The sequence below is a fragment of the Roseovarius azorensis genome (genome assembly GCF_900109455.1).
Taxonomy (GTDB): domain Bacteria; phylum Pseudomonadota; class Alphaproteobacteria; order Rhodobacterales; family Rhodobacteraceae; genus Roseovarius; species Roseovarius azorensis.
The window spans coordinates 1-1395 of sequence record NZ_FOAG01000039.1; the positions used below are offsets into that span (position 1 = coordinate 1).

Here is a 1395-nt window from a genome sequence, read left to right on the forward strand (position 1 = left end):
CGCCTCTTGGGAACCGAAGGCGTCGTGCCGCGCAACCCGATGGTGACACGCGAGGAATGGGACGCCATCGTCGCCCACGATCTGGCAGCGGGCACAGTGCGCGGGCAAGGCGACTACACCACCCTTGTCGACATGTCCTATGCCGAGCGCGCCATCGCGGACATGGGTAACAAGGGCTGAAGATGGGGGCCGCCGCAACAGGGGGATGCCGGTCATGTCATGGTCGAACTTGAGATATCTGCCGGGTCAAATCGGTCTGGCGCTTCTGGTCTTCGGACTTTGGGAGGGATTGGTGCGGGCCGAGGTGCTGTCGGCGCATCTTTACGGCTATCCCTCTGGCATTGGGGCCAAGGCTTGGGGGCTGGTGTCGACGGGCGAGCTGTTCCGGCACGCAGGTGTCACGGCATTTGCCGCCATCCTCGGCTTTGTGCTCGGCAGTGCGACCGGAAGCTTTGCGGGCCTGTGCCTGTGGCTGAACGAAACGGTGGCCAAGATCGTGCGGCCCTTCATCGTAGCGATCAACGGGGTGCCGAAGATCGCCTTTGCCCCGCTGATCATCGTGTGGTTTGGCATCGGCATCGAGTCCAAGATCGCCATCGCCGCCGCGCTGACCTTCATCGTCAGCCTGATTGCCACCTACAACGGCACGCTGGAAACCGACCGTGACCTATTGCGGCTGATGCGATCGCTGGGCGCCACACGATTGCAGGCGTGGCGAAAGGTGGTGGTCCCTGCGGCGTTGCCGTGGATGCTGTCCACCTTGCGGCTGAACGTGGGCTTTGCGCTGATCGGTGCGGTCGTTGGGGAATACATCTCATCCCAAGAGGGTCTGGGGTATCTGGTCTACTATTCCGGTGTTCTCTACGATCTGAACGGGGTCTGGGCAGGTATTCTTGCCTTGATGGTCGTCGCTCTGCTGATGGACCGCGGCGTGACAGAACTCGACCGGAGGCTGCGGTGGTGACCATGCAATACCCACTTGAAACCAAGGACCTTTCGGTCACCTTCAACCCCGGCAGCGCTGACGAGGTGGTGGCGTTCAGCGACATCACCTTCTCGCTGAAGCCGGAAGAGATCCTGGCCATCGTCGGGCCGTCTGGCTGCGGCAAGTCGACGCTGTTCAACGTCATCGCGGGGCTGCAACCGGCCACTGCCGGAGAGGTCTTCGTCAATGGTACGCGGGTTCTCGATGCCAAGGGCCAGGTCGGCTATATGCTGCAAAAGGACATGCTGCTTCCGTGGCGGTCCGTTCGGGACAACGTGTCCCTGGGTCTCGAGATCAAGGGCGTTGCGCGCGAGAAACGTCATGCGGTGGCCGACAGGCTGATCGCCGCCTACGGGCTCAAGGGCTTCGAAGAGTCGAAACCCGGCACTCTATCCGGGGGCATGCGCCAG

The 1395-nt window shown here is 62.4% G+C and carries 2 protein-coding genes and 1 pseudogene; all 3 read left to right on the plus strand.

Going from position 1 to position 1395, the window contains the following annotated elements; genetic code table 11:
• Positions 1-180: pseudogene (locus BSG08_RS19590) on the plus strand (ABC transporter substrate-binding protein); the annotation flags it as partial.
• A gap of 34 nt (positions 181-214) precedes the next feature.
• The gene (locus BSG08_RS19160; protein WP_093039439.1) at positions 215-964 is read left to right on the plus strand and encodes an ABC transporter permease; all 750 of its coding nucleotides are present in this window, start codon (positions 215-217) and stop codon (positions 962-964) included.
• 2 nt (positions 965-966) lie between these two features.
• The coding region (locus tag BSG08_RS19165; RefSeq protein WP_139274611.1) for an ABC transporter ATP-binding protein at positions 967-1395 on the plus strand (429 nt) is incomplete at its 3' end.

Excerpts from the sequence above, each read along its gene's own strand:
- BSG08_RS19160 (WP_093039439.1), top strand. The coding sequence starts at position 215 with ATGTCATGGTCGAACTTGAGATATCTGCCGGGTCAAATCGGTCTGGCG.